Below are 15,170 nucleotides of genomic sequence, written 5' to 3'. Positions count from 1 at the left end.
GCACCAGAGTGAAGTGCCATCGCCCGGATCAGATTTTGGCAGGGTCTGCATCAGATGAGACAGAAGCTGACCGAGTTGCGATATCGACAGACTGCCTGTTCCATTGGCGGAAGAGCCACTTGAAGTCGACAGCGCAGGATTGAGAACGCCATCGATAAGAGCAACGGGTTGGCGGGTAATGACGTTGGCGCCGCTTGCCGTTACACCGATAATGACCTGTGGTGCGAAAAATCCGTCCATCTGCACAAGCAATGAAAGATCGTCAGATGAAACCGTATAGGTCTGGCCATCGGTGACTGTAACAGGGGATACGGGCCAGGCAATCAGAGGCTGGGCGTCTGTGGTGTTGTCAATAAATAACGCAAGTCCCGTAACCAGCCCCCAGTTCCCGACTGCATATCCAAAGCTGTAAGATGAAGAGATGGCGAGAACCCGGCGCCCGTCTCCTGTTGCTGTAAACGAAATGCCCTGTCGGCTGTAACCGCTTCCACTGGCTTCCTGAGCGATATCAGTGGGCGCATTGACCAGAAGACCGAGATATCCCTTGAAAAACGACACGATTTCTTCTTCCACATACTGAACGCGGGGCGTTCGCAAAATTTGATATGGAGAAGATTATGAACGTCCCCATCAGAAGCTGCGCGTCCAGCATGAAGCAGCACGAAAAGGACTGTTCCTGCGACTGTTTATTATATAAATAAAATATTTAAGATACATGCATGTGAGTACGAGAGACATGATGCCGCCGCCGTTGGTTCCAACTCTAGATAAAGCCTGTCTGCTTCCACCAAAAATTGGTGATGTGGCACCCGATTTTACGGCTAGAACGACACAGGGCATGCTGACATTCAGTTCCCTGCGCGGATCATGGGTTCTGCTGTTTTCACATCCAGCCGATTTTACACCCGTCTGCACAAGTGAATTCATTGCACTGGCCAAGAATTCCGAAAGTTTTGAACGTCTGAATTGCGCGATGGTAGGCGTGTCGATTGATAGCCTGCCCTCTCATCTGGCGTGGGTGGAAGCCATTCGTTCCTGTTTCGGGGTCAATATACCGTTCCCGGTTGTGGAAGACCCTTCGATGGCCATTGCGCAGGCCTATGGAATGCTGGATGCCGAAGCGGAGAGCAGTGCGACGGTGCGCGGTGTGTATGTCATTGATCCCGCAGGTATCATCCGGGCCATTACATGGTATCCGGCCACTGTCGGAAGGTCCGTGAAAGAACTTCTAAGGCTTATTCAGGCGTTACAAACAGTGGATGCGAATGGAGACATGACGCCGGAAGGATGGGAGCCGGGAAAAGATGTCGTTGTCAGCAGTCCTGTTACGCAGGAAGAAGTAACAGCGGCAGGCTCTGCATGGTTTCTCCAGTATAAAAAGGTCAGGAAGTCATGAGCGGGATGACTGGCGACGAAGCGCGGGAACTGACTGATAGAATAAAGATTTTTGCGCAACCGCAGCGTCTTATGATCCTGTCATTATTGCTTGATGGTGCACTGGCGGTAGGTGAGATAGAAATAAAGACTGGGATCGGCCAGCCAACTCTCAGTCAGCAGATTGGTATGCTTCGACGGGCGGGCGTTATTTCCGCTCGAAGAAATTCTCGTTCCATTTACTACGATTTTTCAAATGAGAGAGAAAAGGAAACTGTTCGCGTTCTGCTCGCGCTTCTGCAGGATAATGGGAGCGATATGCTTTTTCAAAATATCGAAAAATCTTCTGAAAATATTGAGGAAAATGCGAAAAGACCAACAGCCCGTATCACGGGCGAAGGAGCTTTTTTCGCGCGTGTCGTCAGTAAAAATGACGGATGAAACAGGAATAATCTGTTTTAGGGTAGAGCTGATATCTGAAAATATCGGCTCTACCTATTCACTCTGAAAATTATTGGGTCGCGGTGCTGCCCGGTAGTTTGAGATAACCACTGGGGGGTGACCGTTTTTGTTGTGTGGTTGTGTTGCTGCTGGTGTCGTCGGAATCCCCGCCACCCGGAAAGATGGCATCGGGCTCGGAATCAGGAGCCCGCGTTATGGCGGCTGCGGTAGGCGCAGCGGCTGGCGCGCTGCTGCTCACAGGCTTCGTCGTCTGGGCTGCATCAGAAGAGCCAGAAGATGATACCGCCGGGGCCGGAGAGGATGCGCTGCCACCAAGAGATTCTGTCTGGATGGCGGCAGCCGTTGGGGTGCCCCCGGCATCGACCAGCCAGTCTTTCAGATTGTGGCGGATCTGGAATTCCAGTTCCACATTCATGTCCTGCATCATCTGACGCGTCAGTTCGTAAAGATTGGCCCGGCTGTCAGCATCACCTTTGCTCAGATCGGGCTTCATTTCTCGCGTGACATGCGCTTCCACTTCGCCAAGCTGCTGGTTGGTAGAGGAAAGAATGTCGAGATGCGTGTCCATACGTCCGGCAAGCGTGCCACCCGGTTCATGAACGATGGATGCCCGATCGACGGTGAAGAGTGCCGATCCGGTGTTTCCTGCCGCTACAATCCTTTGTTGCGCCATCTGCAGAAGTGCCTGATCCGGCGGAATGGGCGCCATGCCTGACTCGTCACCCGGAACAGCACCCGGTGTAACCTTGTCTGCGGTCTGCAATGTCGCCACGTTCAGATGAAGCTGGTTGAGATAGCCATACTGATACGGAGGAAACGCCATCATGGTGTCTTCTGACGAACACCCGGCGATAAATCCCAGTGGACCTAGGGCCGCAGTCATGAGCGCTGCCTGCGCCAGAAGCCTGAACCGTTTGTGGACGCGAACCATCGCTTTTTCCTCTGCCTGTAATCCGTATGTTCTGCTTCAGAATGACATAGGAAGCTAACGCCTGTCATGAATGATACGGACGGCCCTAGCTATCCCCTGATGATTGTGACGAAGTGCCCGTCTGGTGGGGTTGTGGCACACCAAATGCTGCAGAGGAGAGGGGTGTTTCCGTCTGCGTCGTATGGTTGGCAGCAGCATTGGCATTTGCCCGGGCTTGCCATTTGCCCGGTAGCGTGGGGAGCGAACCCGGCAGCGCGGAAGCAGACCCCAGTGTGAACGCGCCGAACCCTCCTGGGTCACCCCCGAATGCGACAGTGAGATCCCGGGGAGCCTCCTCGACATAGCGTGGATCACCGATGATGCGGGAAAGCAGACGGAACGGAATGGTGCTCGCAAGACCGGTCTGCCGTTCCGTCAGAATGAGATCCTGCTGCGGGCAGTAAATCACGGAAATGTCGTCGCCGGTCGCGGGTATGACGGTGCCTATGTAAAGCACGACATTCGCCTGAGGGTCGGCAAATCGCGTCAGTTCCATGTCCGGCAGGCGCAGGACAGGATAGCCACGCAGGACAGCCCCTCCGTAAGGAGACAGGATGACCGGCATTGTCTTTTTTGCCAGACCTTTGGCCACGGCGAGAAGCTGGGCAAGCGCGGCCGCCTTCAGGGGTGGGGAATCCGAGCGGAAAGACAGACCTTCGGCGGGCAGCATGTTTACAGTGAAACAGCCCGGAGGTGGGAAACGCTGCAACCATGCTGAGAGCAGACCTTCACACAGAGGCCTCCCAAGATGGCGCACCTTCTCGCTCAGTTCGAGAGAAGCGGGATGGAGAGCTTCGAGCGCGACCTTCACCTGAGACTGAAAATAGGGCGCTATCGCATCGACCAGTTCAGTCAGTTTTTCTTTTGAAATATCCTGAAGACGACAGGCAAGATAATTAAAATGCTCGTCAAATATCCAGTAGGCTTCCTGTCCCGTCTCATGCCGAAGACGCAGAATGGGTGTCGGCAGAAGAGTGACATGGAGAGCGAAGGGTGACCAGCCGGGATAAAATCGGGTGAGGGGCTGCCTGTTGACGCTCAGGAAATGCGACTGACCATTCAGCTGGATGGTAATCCGCCCGTCTTCTGCCGAATAGGCCTTGTCCTGCGATGCCTCAGACATGGTCGTGTGCCTGCTCCCTTTTACCGCTTCCGAGACTGCCCTGAATCACAGAGCGATCTCATCCCTGTGGCTCCGGCTGGGAGCTGACAGTATTCCGATCAAATGTGAAATCGTGGTTACAGAACTCGCATTTCATGGTGATGACGCCATCTTCGGCCATGTGGTCGAGATCATCATCCGAGAAACGCGACAGAACATCCGATAGTCTGGCCTTGGAGCAACGGCAGCCATAAGCCAGCGCCCGCGCCTGTCCGACGATCAGATTTTCCTCATGAAACAGACGATGAAGCAGGATCGGCGCCTGAAGAGCATCGTCAAGCAGTTCCTCGTCCGTCAGGGTGCGGGCCAGCACGATTGCTGTATCCCATGCATCTTCGCCCAACTCATCAAGAGCTGTCAGCACATCCGCGTCGCTCTCTGAACCACCGCCCCCCGCTATGCGCTCAAGGATCAGTCCTCCGGCGCGCCAGCCTTCTTCCGTGTGACGCGCGGCGAGCTTGACCCAGCACGCATGCTGTTCACTGGTCTCGAAATAATGGATCGCCATATCGGCAAGACTATCGCCCGTTATCTCGACAATACCCTGATGCCGATCCATCTCCGTGCCCTGATCGACCGTCAGGGCCATGTAACCGTTCCCCGTGAGTTCTCGATCCGAAACCGTCTTGCTTGCGGAGGCATCCGTCGTAAGGAGCGTCTTGACGGCCTCTTCGTTCTCCCGGGCATAGAAACGCAGTGCGCCCGTATCGGTGCAATCCGCAAGAAGGAGGCCGACTGGGCCGTCCCCCTTGATCTGGAGAGAGAAGGAACCCTGAAATTTCAGCGCGCTTGCCAGCCCGGCAACCAACGCGAGCGCTTTGCCGCCTAAGGCAGAGACCGGCTCGGCATTGTCATGACGCGAGAGAATGGCTTCGGCCAGTGGGCCGAGCCGGATCAGCCTGCCCCGGACGGGACGGCCTCCCAGATGGAAAGGCGTGATACCCCCCGGCACCACCACGTCCGGAACATCCGGGCGGCCTCGATCAAGAAATGCGGGGGTCTCCAACATACCTCTCCTTGCGGTTATTCACTCAAGAAGCGACCATACCGCTTCCTGAGCAAGTGATGTGGTAATAGAACGACCGGAATTACAGGTCTGCTGAAAGCTGGGCTTCAACCGCCTCCAGTTTCTGCTCAAGCGCCCGTGTTTTTTCTTCATCCAGTTCGAAGGCCGGTGTCAGAGCCGCCAGCAGACCGCGACGACAGGCATCATGCGCCTCGTCTATATCCTGACTGCGTGGCGCGGAGGCGAGGCAGTCGATGTAGGAATCCCGGAACGGTTTCAGTTTGTCGGCGGGAAGACCCAGCACGGTAAGAGCCTTGTCGATTTCCGGCTCCAGCCAGCCCGGAGCGGCCGGGCCATCTTCCGTTGACGTGACATGCTGTGGTCCGTCCTCCGGACCTGTTCCAGTTTTGTCGCTCATTGTGCTTCCTTCCCGAAACGGGTCCAGTCCTCACCGCCCAGCGCCCACACCAGAAGGCCTTTCTGGGCATGCAGGCGGTTTTCAGCCTCATCGAACACCACTGACCGCGGGCCTTCAAAGACTTCTTCCGTCACTTCCTCTCCGATATGGGCAGGGAGGCAGTGCATGAACAGGGCGTCCGGAGCCGCATGAGCCATCAGCGTGCGGTCTACGCGATAAGGCTCAAGCAGGATGATGCGTTCGGCGGCGGCTTCGTCCGACATGCTGACCCATGTGTCGGTCAGAATGCAGTCTGCTCCCGCCACGGCTTCTTTGGGGTCATGTGTCAGCAGCAGCTTCGCGCCCTGTTTCCTTGCCCACGCCACGACATCCGCTCTCGGAGCAAGCTGCTTCGGGGTGGCGATGCGCAGAGTGAAATCGAACAGGGCTGCGGCTTCAATCAGGGAAGCCGCCACGTTGTTGCCGTCGCCCACCCATGCCAGTGTCCGTCCGGCGATTGGCCCCTTATGTTCCTCGAACGTCATGATGTCCGCGAGGATCTGAACCGGATGGGAATCCGGCGTCAGGCCATTGATGACAGGGATGCTGCTCCATTTGGCCAGTTCCCGCAGCGCCGCCGTGCGACCGGTGCGCAGGACGATGGCATCCAGAAAACGGGAGAGGACACGCGCCGTATCAGGAATGGATTCCCCGCGTCCAAGCTGGGTATCGCCAGCGGACAGCACTACGGCGTCACCGCCAAGCTGGCGCATCCCGACTTCAAACGACACGCGCGTCCGCGTTGACGGTTTGGAGAGCAGAATGCCGAGAGAGCGGCCTTCAAGGGGTTTCAGGGGATGCAGTGGCCGCGCACGGCCTTTCTGCATCCGCTTGATACCGGCGGCGACATCCAGAATCTGCCGCACTGTCGTCTTGTCGAGATCACGCAGATCAAGGAAGTGGCGGATGGCGCTCCCTGTGGTCTGACGGTCAGGGACAAGTGTTGAGGCAGAGGCGGTCACGGGGCAGTCTCCAATGTTGCAGCGCGAATGGCTTCCGCAGCCTTGCGCAGACGGTCTGCGGCCTCGCGGCAATCCTGTTCGGTAATGGTAAGGGGCGGCACAAGCCGCAATACATTGTCTCCGGCGGATACGGTCAGCAGACCCTGCTGCTGGGCCGCGCACATCACGTCACCGACTTTGGGAACACAGCGCAGACCGATCAGCAGACCAAGCCCGCGTCGTTCGGAGAAGACATCCGGGTGATCGGCGATCAGGCCGTCCAGCAGGCCGTCCAGAAAAGCTGCGCGTTTCTGGACCTGATCAAGAAATCCGGGTGCAAGGATGATGTCGAGCACGGCATTGGCTGCGGCGCAGGCGAGGGGATTGCCGCCAAACGTGGTGCCGTGCGTGCCGGGCGTCAGGTGCTTTGCGATCTCTTCCCGCGCCAGAATGGCCCCGATGGGGAAGCCTCCGCCCAGTCCTTTGGCGGCCGACATGATGTCAGGCTCCACGCCTGCCCATTCATGCGCAAACAGTTTGCCCGTGCGTCCAACGCCGGTCTGTACTTCATCGAACGCGAGATACAGACCGAACTCGTCACACATAGTGCGGAGTTCCTGCAGGAAACGCTTGTCGGCTGGCTTGATGCCGCTTTCCCCCTGCACCGGCTCCAGCATCACGCCGGCCGTTTCCGCAGTCACGGCGTTACGCAACGCGTTCATGTTGTTGAGGGGCACATGGTCGAAACCCGGCGCACGCTCACCGAAACCGTCGAGATAGGTCGGGTTGCCCGTCGCCGACAGCATGCCGAGCGTGCGTCCATGAAACGCCCCATCAAAACAGATGATCCGCATGCGTTCCGGATGACCGTTTTTCGCCTGTGCCCGGCGGACGGCCTTCACCATGCCTTCGTTGGCTTCCGCGCCTGAGTTGCAGAAGAAAACACTGTCCGCGAAGGTCGCCTCCACCAGCCGCGCGGCAAGCCGTTCGGCCTGTGGCACACGGAACAGGTTGGAGACATGCATGACCTTGGCCGCCTGTTCGGCGATCGTCTTCACCAGATGCGGATTGGCATGCCCGACCGAGCAGGTGGCGATCCCAGCCGCGAAGTCGAGGAATCGTCGTCCATCCGTCGTATACAGCCAAGCACCCTCTCCCCGCTCAAAAGCGAGGTCGGCGCGGTTGTAGGTCGGCATCAGGGCGGGAATCATCGGAACCGTATGTCCAAACTGGGTCGTTGAAAAAAGGGCTGAAACAGAAACGGCCCGCTGCCTGTGGGGAGCGGGCGTCTGTTCAGGCTCATGATGGCCGCGCTTGGCGGTGTAAGTCAAACTTACATGATTTTTTTGAGCCTGTAAGAGTGGATTTTGTCCGGTCTGATCTACGGATCATCCTGAAAAACACGCTGGTTTTATAATTTCCCCTCCCTCCGTGCGGAAGAAATGATCCTTATATAGAGGCCAGCTTATTCTGCGGCAGTGGGTGAAAACGACACGGCCTGTTCTTCGGACGACTTATGCAATCCAAGCACTCCATAGGAAAGAAGAGCGAGGGCCAGTAGTCCAATACTGCCGCATAAGGGGATGCGCTGTTCCGCATCCATGGCGATGCCGATCATCACGGCGACCATCCCTCCCCCCGCGATCAGATTTGCCCAGGGATAGAGCTGGAGGCCCCCACGTTTCGCCAGTTCCCCGCGTCTGCACATACAACCATGCGCAACGACCATACCCAGATAGATGAAAAGGATGATGTCGCCCGCGGCGGTCATGAGAAACGCAAAGACCGCACCGGGCGCAAGGATGGACGCATAACCGAACATCATCCCGATGGCGGAACTGAACAGCACGGCTTTTGCTGGTGTGTGGCCGTCGCGCGAGGACGCCATCCAGCGCGGTGCCTGCCCCGCCTGCGCCAGACTGCTGAGGGTGCGGGATGTCACATAGACCGAAGAGTTCAGGCAGGAGAACACGGCGCTGAAGCAGACGATGCGGATGATGGTCGCGCCACCGGGAACGGCCATGTGGTCAAGGGCTGAAAGAAACGGCGATTGTCCCGGAAGGACGGTGTTCCAGGGCACGATGCAAAGGATCATCGCCACCGACCCAATATAGAAACTACAGACACGCAGGACGGTGGAGCGGGTTACACGGGCGAGATTGCGCTCGGCATCCGCGCTTTCCGCTGCCGCGATGGTGGCGATTTCCGATCCCATCATGGAAGACATGATCAGCGGAATGCAGACAAGAATGGCGCCGTAGCCGTGGGGAGCAAAGCCGCCGTGATTGAGGATGATGTCTGTCACCGGCGCGCTATGGCCGAAAAGATGGGTGACAAAGGCCAGCCCGAGAGCGAGAAAACCGGCGATGCTGGCGATCTTGACGGCTGCGAGCCAGAATTCGACCTCACCGAACGAAGCCGGCGAAGCAAGGTTCACACCGGTGACAATGGCGACGAGGCACAGTGAGACCGCCCACACAGGGAGCGGTATCCACGGTTCCAGCAACAGCGCCCCGGCAATGGCCTCACTGCCGATGATGATGACCCAGAACCCCCAGTAGAGCCATCCTGTCGTGTAACCTGCCCAAGGGCCGAGGCCTCTGGCGATGTAATGAATGAAGGTGCCGAGCCCCGGTCTGCCAAGCACCATGTCTCCAAGCAGATTGAGAACCAGAGTGATGAGAAGGCCCGTCAGCAGATAGCTGATGATAACGGAAGGGCCTGCGACCGCAATGACGGCCGAACTCCCGACAAACAGGCCCGCGCCGATAATGCCCCCGAGAGCGATCATCGCGATATGGCGGGCTTTCAGGCGGCTATCGGCGGCTGTTGTGTCTGGAGGAGTCATGCGGGCGGTCTCCGACAGGCAGATGAAAGAGAGGGACGGTGCGGCACGCCTGTGGGAAAGCTCTCTGGGCACCGGATAACTCATATCGTATACGCAACGTTAGGGTGGCGGTTCGTCTTGTGCAAGGCGAGATTTGAGAATGGGGCACACAGCATGTCAGGTGAAAGAACGGCGGGTGGCCAGAGCGTTGTGGGAGGAAACGCCCACGGCCCTGTTCTGGCGACAACAGAAGCGCTGAGTTTCTGGGGCGGCGTCGATCCGGCGACAGGATGTGTCATCGACGTGCATCACCCTCTCCACGGCAGATGCCTCAGTGGTGCGATCCTATTGATGCCGACCAGTCGCGGCTCGTGTTCCGGATCTGGCGTTCTGCTGGAACTGATACTGGAAGGCCGTGCTCCGGCTGCGTTCGTTTTCCGTGAAGCGGAAGATGTGCTGACGCTGGGGGCTCTTGTCGCGACTGAGATGTTCGGCTGTGTCATGCCGGTGGTGCGGGTGTCCGCAGCCGTTTTCGAGGCGCTGTCGCAGGCTGGGTCACTGACAATCGCCGGTGACGAAATCCGCACTGACGACAACAGGACTGACGTGCTTTCACCGCCACAGAGTGCGGCGCTTGCTCTCACGAAAGAAGATCAGGCCATGTTGGATGGTTGTGAGGGAATGGCCGCGCAAGAGGCGATGCGCATCGTGTGTGCGATGGCGGCGCAGCAGGGCGCTGATCGCCTGATCGATGTTACACGCAGCCATATCGATGGCTGCATTTATGCCGGACCCGCCAATCTGATTTTTGCCGAGAGGATGGCGGGGGCAGGAGCCCATGTCCGGATTCCGACCACAATGAACGCAATTTCCGTCGATCACGATCACTGGCGCGAGCAGGGCGTTCCTCCAGTCTTCGGCGTGCCGGCACAGAAACTGGCGGATGCCTATGTGCGGATGGGATGCCGTCCGACTTTCACCTGTTCTCCCTATCTTCTTGAAGGTGAGCCGGATGAAGCGGAAGCGATCGCGTGGTCGGAGTCCAACGCCGTGATTTTCGCCAATACGGTGCTCGGAGCGCGAACGGCAAAACATCCTGACTTTCTGGATCTGTGCATTGCCATGACGGGACGGGCACCCGAGGCCGGTGTGTATCTTGAGAGTAATCGGCAGCCCCAACGCGTGATCGAGGTGACGCTGCCTCCGGAGGCCGACGATGCACTCTGGCCTCTGCTGGGTTATCTGGTGGGGCAGGCTGCGTCGGACTGTATTCCTTTTGTCCGCGGGCTGGCGCAGACCGCCCCATCACGCGACGATCTGAAGGCGATGTGCGCCGCCTTTGGCACGACATCAGCGGCTCCCATGTTCCATGTTGAAGGTGTGACGCCGGAGGCAGGCAAGGTCGTTGTGGAAGATCTGGAAATCGTGCGGATTGGGCGGGAGGAAATGGTCGCGGGCTGGCGTCTGCTCAATGAAGGTCCGGAAGAAATCGATCTGGTTGCGATTGGCAGTCCGCATGCTTCAGTAACGGAATGCCGCAAACTGGCCGATGTACTGGAAAAGGGATTGGTGGGACGGCATCGTCATCCGGGTGTGGATGTGATCGTGACCGCCGGACGAGCCGTCATCAGTACAGTGCGGAAGGAAGGCGTCCTCTCGCGATTGCAGGCGCTGGACGTGAAGGTTTTCCCAGATCTGTGCTGGTGTTCGATTTCCGAACCGGTTTTTCCACCCTCCGCAAGGGCGGTCATGACGAATTCCGGTAAATACGCTCATTATGGTCCAGGGCTGTCCGGACGTCCTGTAAGGTTCGGCAGTCTGGCGGACTGTGTCGAGGCGGCGCTGTCAGGGCGGATGGGGAAAGGGCTGCCGGAATGGCTGAGGCAGTCTGAAAGAACACTGCCCCATTCCTCTGGGAACATTTATCCCGCCACAGTCCAGTAGAGCAGTTCGAAATTAAGCGCGAGAATGATACCGGACACCAGCCATGCGAGCATGGCCACGGGGCGTGATACTTTGAATTCTCCCATCATGTCCTTGCGCGTGACAAACCACACGAGCGGTATGACGGCACAGGGAAGTTGCATCGACAGGATCACCTGACTGAGCATCAGAAGATCATCCACACTCCTGTCACCGAACCAGATGGAGGCGATGACGACAGGAATGATCGCCAGACTGCGTGTCACGAGACGACGCGCCCAGTCCGGAAGACGCAGATGCAGGAATCCTTCCATGACAATCTGCCCAGCCAGTGTGCCGGTGATCGTGGAATTCATGCCTGCTGCCAGAAGCGCCACGGCAAAGAGGGTCGAAGCCAGTGAAACACCAAGCACTGGCGAGAGAAGATGATAGGCCACGGCAATGTCGGTCACATCGCGATGGCCTGTGTCATGAAACGCCACAGCCGCAACAATCAGGATCGCCGCGTTGATGAACAGCGCGAAGGAAAGGGCCATTGTGCTGTCGATGGTTGCGAAACGGATGGCTTCGCGCTTTCCGCTGGGCGTTCGCTCGTAGGCCCGCGTCTGCACGATGGAGGAATGCAGATAGAGATTGTGCGGCATCACTGTCGCACCGATGATGCCGATGGCGATGTAGAGCATCGCATGGTTGGTGAGGATTTCAGGCCGGGGGATAAAGCCGCGCAGGATGCCGCCAACAGGCGGTCCCGCCATGAACAGCTGCATTCCGAAGCAGACGGCGATCACGCTCAGCAGTCCGATGATGAAAGCCTCCAGATAGCGGAAACCTCGTCCCATCAGGAGCAGCACCACAAACGCATCCAGCGCCGAGAGCAGCGAGCCGGTCAGCAGGGAAAATCCGAACAGAAGTTGCAGGGCCACCGCCGTGCCGATGACTTCCGCGAGATCACACGCGATGATCGCCAGTTCACAGGCTATCCACAGCAGCAGATTGACGGGACGTGGACAGCGCACGCGGCAGGCCTGCGCCAGATCCATTTCTGTCGCAACGCCCAGTCGTGTCGCCAGAGCCTGCAGCAGGACTGCCATTAGATTGGACATCATGACGACGCTGAGCAGCGTGTAGCCAAACTGCGCGCCGCCCTGAAGGTCAGTCGCCCAGTTGCCGGGGTCCATATAGCCGACGGAAATGAGGTAGCCGGGCCCGATGAAGGCCAGCAGACGTTTCAGCGTTGAACTGCCGGGCCCGGGGACACTGACACTGGCAAATACATCGGGGAGACTGCGTCGGGTCATATCTGTGTCGGGCACGGCGGTCTTTGCTTTGCGCTGGGAAAGACGCTCACAGTATGCGTCATGCTATATAGAATTGCATCACGAAAGTGGCGGAATATCAAACCGGCGTGGTCCGGCGCGTTCGTTTCAGGCAGAATGCAGTCTCCCTGAGACTTTCGGACCAGGCTGATGACCGTCCCTGAAATAGACCCGTTTCACACCATTGCGATCAGTACTTTGGCGCACAGGCAGGAAGCGGAGGGGCGTGACATCATTCACATGGAGTTCGGTCAGCCGTCCTCGAGTGCACCACAGGGCGCTATCGACCGGTCCCATCACATTCTTGATACCGACCCGATGGGCTACTGGGAAAGCGGAGCGTTAAAGGCGCGTATCGCCCAGTCCTATGCCGACAATTATGGCGTGACCGTCGATCCGGAGCAGATCGTGCTGACATGTGGCGCTTCACCCGCGCTGGTTCTTGCCCTGATGAGTTGTTTTACACCCGGCGCGCGCGTGGCCCTCGCGCGTCCGGGATATGTCGCCTACCGCAATACATTGCGCGCACTGCATATGATCCCGGTAGAGATCGAGTGCGGGGAAGCTGAACGGTACCAGCTTACAGCACAGGCGATTGATGAGCTTGATCCTCCACCCGAGGGCCTGATTGTCGCCAGTCCGGGCAATCCAACGGGAACCGTGCTGTCAGGAGAGGAACTGGAAGCCATCGCGGCTGTCTGTCGTCGCAAGGGCATTCGCATCGTTTCCGATGAAATCTACCATGGTCTGACATTCGGCGAGCCTGCGCACAGCGTGCTGGAGTATGATCCTACCGCTCTAGTGGTGAACAGTTTCTCCAAATATTTCAGCATGGCCGCGTGGCGTCTCGGCTGGCTTGTCGCGCCTTATGACAGACTGGCGGCGGTGCAGGCGCGGGTGGGCAACCTCTTCCTTACACCGCCCTCCCTCAGTCAGCATGCTGGGTTGGTCGCGTTTGAATCCGGTGCGGAACTGGAAGCCAATCTCGAAACCTACCGACGTAATCGTGATCTGCTGCTGGAAGCCCTACCTGAATGGGGATTGCGCCGTATCGCCCCGCCGGATGGCGCATTCTATATCTACGCCGATATTGGTCATCTGACGGATGACAGTCTGGCTTTCTGCATGGATCTGCTGCGCGATACCGGCGTGGCGACTGCCACAGGCATTGATTTCGATCCCGTCGAGGGACGGCATTTCATGCGGTTCAGTTTCGCGGTTTCGACCGAGCTTATCGAAAAAGCCATCCAGCGCATGAAGCCGTGGTTCGCGGCACGGACAAAAGCGGCTGCTACTGGGAAGGCTTCTTTGGACGTTGTGTAAGGTTTTGACGCGCTAGTCGTCTTTTGAATGTCAGGTGGTCAGTGCGCATGGTGAAATGGTCAGTGGGCAAGCAACGGCGCAGTCATATTCGCAGGCGATGCATCCTTTATCCTCTGCTCATTCTGACGCTTTCCGCCTGTGGGCATAAGTCGGTCTGCGGTGAGGGGCGTCCAAGGTTCCTGACGTGGCAGAACATAGGGCACGGCGCCATGACTGTGGCATCCGCCGCATCTGGTGCGATTGGCGGCAATGGAGCAGGACGGGCGGCTTCGGAAGCAATTCGCGGCGTTTCCATGCTGACGGATCGGCAAGGGCATGATGAGCCTCCGATGCAGCCGCAACCCTGCCCAGATGATGGTCCCGACGATAAAACAGATGTGGAACCGTCCAACATCACCTTCCACTAAGAGCTATGTCGCCAAGCCGGAGGTGTGTGGAGATGGTGCAGGCGATAGGCTGAAAACGTCTCTCCAAGCCCAAAAACAGCGCTGCTAAGGGGAGATAACGTGCGGGGTAAAATTGTGACCCAAACACGTGAGAAACTGATTTTATGGAAAAACAGAAGGCGGCTGGTGGAGCTGAGGGGAATCGAACCCCTGACCTCCTCATTGCGAACGAGGCGCTCTCCCATCTGAGCTACAGCCCCGCCTTTGCGCCCCGATACATAGCGAGGCGAGGCCTGTTGTCAAGGTGAATCCGCGCGGCAGAGTGGCGTTCTGCTGTTGTGTGCCTTGAAAACGCCTTGTAGCTTACAAGGCTGATAAATCTCACTCCCGGCAAAAAGGTAACATTTTCCGTGTATGATCTGTGGCATCTGCTGCTTGTGCTCGCGCGCCTCTATGAAGCGGTCATTATCATTTATTGCGTTTTCAGCATGCTGTACGCATTTGGCGTGCTCGACACGCGGAACCGTCTGGTATGGCAGGCCAGCCGCGTGCTGAGTGGGCTCGTGGAACCGGTCATGGCGCCGATAAGGAATATCCTGCCGACATTCGGGAATGTCGATCTGTCACCGCTGGTTATTCTGCTGGTGCTTCAGTATCTGATCGAACCGTTCTTCGCCCGCCAGATGATGGCCAGCTTTCTGGGCTGACCTTCATCTGAGGACGCTGACGGAAAAGCTAACGCCGGTCGCAGCTTTCCGTCAGACGGTTGAAGTAAAGGCCGGGCGAGCAGGTGACCACATTGCTCGGCTGCGTGGCAGGCGCGGGCGCCTGATAAGCCGGATAGGCATAGCCGGATGTCGGCATTGGCTGCGCGTATCCCGGCTGAGCATATCCCTGCGAGTAATCGCCGTAGGGCTGAGCGTATCCGCCTGACTGCTGATAATAATCGCCGGACGAATAGTAATCTCCACCTGAAGATGCCGCTGCCGCGCCTATCGAAAGGCCAAGCAGGGAACCGAAGGC

Annotated in this window: 15 protein-coding genes, 1 tRNA gene and 1 pseudogene; 6 read left to right on the top strand and 11 right to left on the bottom strand. The window is 57.9% G+C overall.

Annotated features, from left to right (window positions below; translation table 11 throughout):
* Window positions 1–558: hypothetical protein (locus ABF824_RS12525; RefSeq protein ID WP_415489358.1), on the bottom strand; the 558-nt coding region annotated here is incomplete at its 3' end.
* Between the two features lie 157 nt (window positions 559–715).
* On the opposite strand from ABF824_RS12525, the gene ABF824_RS12520 reads away from it, so the two are divergent.
* Together ABF824_RS12520 and ABF824_RS12515 are read left to right on the top strand one after the other, a co-directional pair.
* Window positions 716–1,396, top strand: coding sequence for a peroxiredoxin (locus tag ABF824_RS12520; RefSeq protein WP_415489357.1), 681 nt, complete (start codon window positions 716–718; stop codon window positions 1,394–1,396).
* Window positions 1,393–1,815, top strand: a complete 423-nt coding sequence (locus ABF824_RS12515; RefSeq protein WP_415489356.1) for an ArsR/SmtB family transcription factor — start codon at window positions 1,393–1,395, stop codon at window positions 1,813–1,815. The genes ABF824_RS12520 and ABF824_RS12515 overlap by 4 nt, the downstream gene beginning before the upstream one ends.
* Before the next feature lie 70 nt (window positions 1,816–1,885).
* Here the strand turns inward: ABF824_RS12515 and ABF824_RS12510 are convergent, their stop codons facing one another.
* The 7 genes from ABF824_RS12510 to ABF824_RS12480 all read right to left on the bottom strand — a co-directional run bounded on the left by ABF824_RS12510 (window position 1,886) and on the right by ABF824_RS12480 (window position 9,220).
* Entirely contained in the window at window positions 1,886–2,767 is an 882-nt protein-coding gene (locus ABF824_RS12510) for a hypothetical protein (protein ID WP_415489355.1), read from the bottom strand.
* Between the two features lie 85 nt (window positions 2,768–2,852).
* Window positions 2,853–3,929, bottom strand: coding sequence for a hypothetical protein (locus ABF824_RS12505; protein ID WP_415489354.1), 1,077 nt, complete (start codon window positions 3,927–3,929; stop codon window positions 2,853–2,855).
* A gap of 58 nt (window positions 3,930–3,987) precedes the next feature.
* Entirely contained in the window at window positions 3,988–4,974 is a 987-nt protein-coding gene (locus ABF824_RS12500) for an Hsp33 family molecular chaperone HslO (RefSeq protein WP_415489360.1), read from the bottom strand.
* An 82-nt stretch (window positions 4,975–5,056) separates the two neighbouring features.
* On the bottom strand, window positions 5,057–5,392 hold the full coding sequence (locus tag ABF824_RS12495; RefSeq protein WP_415489353.1) for a hypothetical protein: 336 nt from the start codon (window positions 5,390–5,392) through the stop codon (window positions 5,057–5,059).
* Complete coding sequence (gene argF, locus ABF824_RS12490) at window positions 5,389–6,393, bottom strand: ornithine carbamoyltransferase (protein WP_415489352.1); 1,005 nt, start codon at window positions 6,391–6,393, stop codon at window positions 5,389–5,391. Before argF ends, ABF824_RS12495 begins: the two co-directional genes overlap by 4 nt.
* Window positions 6,390–7,583 (bottom strand): aspartate aminotransferase family protein, encoded by a 1,194-nt coding sequence (locus tag ABF824_RS12485; protein ID WP_415489351.1) that lies wholly within the window; start codon window positions 7,581–7,583, stop codon window positions 6,390–6,392. Before ABF824_RS12485 ends, argF begins: the two co-directional genes overlap by 4 nt.
* 254 nt (window positions 7,584–7,837) lie before the next feature.
* Window positions 7,838–9,220 carry an amino acid permease gene (locus tag ABF824_RS12480; RefSeq protein ID WP_415489350.1) on the bottom strand — a complete coding sequence of 461 codons (1,383 nt, stop codon included), beginning with the start codon at window positions 9,218–9,220 and terminating at the stop codon, window positions 7,838–7,840.
* A 153-nt stretch (window positions 9,221–9,373) separates the two neighbouring features.
* Between ABF824_RS12480 and ABF824_RS12475 the strand changes: the two genes are divergently transcribed.
* Window positions 9,374–11,143, top strand: coding sequence for an aconitase X (locus ABF824_RS12475; RefSeq protein WP_415489349.1), 1,770 nt, complete (start codon window positions 9,374–9,376; stop codon window positions 11,141–11,143).
* Here ABF824_RS12475 and ABF824_RS12470 read toward each other — a convergent pair.
* Complete coding sequence (locus tag ABF824_RS12470; RefSeq protein ID WP_415489359.1) at window positions 11,122–12,420, bottom strand: Nramp family divalent metal transporter; 1,299 nt, start codon at window positions 12,418–12,420, stop codon at window positions 11,122–11,124. The genes ABF824_RS12475 and ABF824_RS12470 overlap by 22 nt on opposite strands.
* A 168-nt stretch (window positions 12,421–12,588) precedes the next feature.
* Here ABF824_RS12470 and ABF824_RS12465 point away from each other — a divergent pair, with 168 nt between their 5' ends.
* Both ABF824_RS12465 and ABF824_RS12460 read left to right on the top strand, forming a co-directional pair.
* Window positions 12,589–13,761, top strand: coding sequence for an aminotransferase class I/II-fold pyridoxal phosphate-dependent enzyme (locus ABF824_RS12465; RefSeq protein WP_415489348.1), 1,173 nt, complete (start codon window positions 12,589–12,591; stop codon window positions 13,759–13,761).
* 209 nt (window positions 13,762–13,970) lie between these two features.
* A complete protein-coding gene (locus tag ABF824_RS12460) occupies window positions 13,971–14,168 on the top strand; it encodes a hypothetical protein (RefSeq protein ID WP_415489347.1) in 198 nt (65 codons plus the stop codon).
* Window positions 14,169–14,331: 163 nt separating this feature from the next.
* Here ABF824_RS12460 and ABF824_RS12455 read toward each other — a convergent pair.
* Window positions 14,332–14,407 (bottom strand) — tRNA-Ala (locus tag ABF824_RS12455).
* Between the two features lie 150 nt (window positions 14,408–14,557).
* Between ABF824_RS12455 and ABF824_RS12450 the strand changes: the two genes are divergently transcribed.
* Window positions 14,558–14,854 (top strand): YggT family protein, encoded by a 297-nt coding sequence (locus tag ABF824_RS12450; protein ID WP_415489346.1) that lies wholly within the window; start codon window positions 14,558–14,560, stop codon window positions 14,852–14,854.
* 28 nt (window positions 14,855–14,882) lie between these two features.
* Here the strand turns inward: ABF824_RS12450 and ABF824_RS12445 are convergent.
* Window positions 14,883–15,170 (bottom strand): annotated as a pseudogene (locus tag ABF824_RS12445) (hypothetical protein); the annotation flags it as partial.

It is taken from the genome of Acetobacter sp. (assembly GCF_047721705.1).
GTDB lineage: Bacteria > Pseudomonadota > Alphaproteobacteria > Acetobacterales > Acetobacteraceae > Acetobacter.
The sequence above is the reverse complement of the archived record's forward strand: the minus strand, read 5'-3'. Positions and strand labels throughout refer to the sequence as shown.

Coding starts and splice junctions, on each gene's coding strand:
- ABF824_RS12520 (WP_415489357.1), top strand. CDS start 716: ATGCATGTGAGTACGAGAGACATGATGCCGCCGCCGTTGGTTCCAACT.
- ABF824_RS12515 (WP_415489356.1), top strand. CDS start 1,393: ATGAGCGGGATGACTGGCGACGAAGCGCGGGAACTGACTGATAGAATA.
- ABF824_RS12510 (WP_415489355.1), bottom strand. CDS start 2,767: ATGGTTCGCGTCCACAAACGGTTCAGGCTTCTGGCGCAGGCAGCGCTC.
- ABF824_RS12505 (WP_415489354.1), bottom strand. CDS start 3,929: ATGTCTGAGGCATCGCAGGACAAGGCCTATTCGGCAGAAGACGGGCGG.
- ABF824_RS12495 (WP_415489353.1), bottom strand. CDS start 5,392: ATGAGCGACAAAACTGGAACAGGTCCGGAGGACGGACCACAGCATGTC.
- ABF824_RS12485 (WP_415489351.1), bottom strand. CDS start 7,583: ATGATTCCCGCCCTGATGCCGACCTACAACCGCGCCGACCTCGCTTTT.
- ABF824_RS12480 (WP_415489350.1), bottom strand. CDS start 9,220: ATGACTCCTCCAGACACAACAGCCGCCGATAGCCGCCTGAAAGCCCGC.
- ABF824_RS12475 (WP_415489349.1), top strand. CDS start 9,374: ATGTCAGGTGAAAGAACGGCGGGTGGCCAGAGCGTTGTGGGAGGAAAC.
- ABF824_RS12470 (WP_415489359.1), bottom strand. CDS start 12,420: ATGACCCGACGCAGTCTCCCCGATGTATTTGCCAGTGTCAGTGTCCCC.
- ABF824_RS12465 (WP_415489348.1), top strand. CDS start 12,589: ATGACCGTCCCTGAAATAGACCCGTTTCACACCATTGCGATCAGTACT.
- ABF824_RS12460 (WP_415489347.1), top strand. CDS start 13,971: ATGACTGTGGCATCCGCCGCATCTGGTGCGATTGGCGGCAATGGAGCA.